General features: G+C 62.7%; 1 protein-coding gene. It reads left to right on the top strand.

Features of this window, described 5'->3' with window-relative positions:
• A partial coding sequence (locus tag GSQ77_RS29125) for a 3'-5' exonuclease (RefSeq protein ID WP_158907622.1) occupies positions 1–347 on the top strand: 347 nt, incomplete at its 5' end.
• Positions 348–365 lie beyond the last annotated feature (18 nt).

Here is a 365-nt window from a genome sequence, read left to right as displayed (position 1 = left end):
CCCTGCACGCGGCGAAGGGACTGGAGTTCCGCTTCGTCTTCATCGTCGGTTGCGAGGACGGCACGCTACCGCACGAAGGCGCACTGGATGAAGGCCGCATCGATGAGGAGCGTCGACTGATGTATGTCGGCATCACCCGCGCCAAGGAACTGCTCACACTGTCCTGGTCCGCCAAGACGAAGCGCTATGGCGATGTCCACAGCAACCAGCCTAGCCGGTTCCTGCACGAATTGCCGCAAGCCGATCTGCATTGGCAGGGCAAGGATCCGGAAGCAGACAAGGAAGTGACGCGCGAAACGGCCGAGTCCCACATGGCACGGATAGCGGCCATGCTTGCAGGCGGCTAACGGCGAGTGCCTGCCGTC

This window comes from Burkholderia sp. L27(2015), assembly GCF_009765705.1.
In the GTDB taxonomy this organism is placed as follows: Bacteria; Pseudomonadota; Gammaproteobacteria; order Burkholderiales; family Burkholderiaceae; genus LMUX01.
This window is presented reverse-complemented; position numbering and strand designations above follow the sequence as displayed.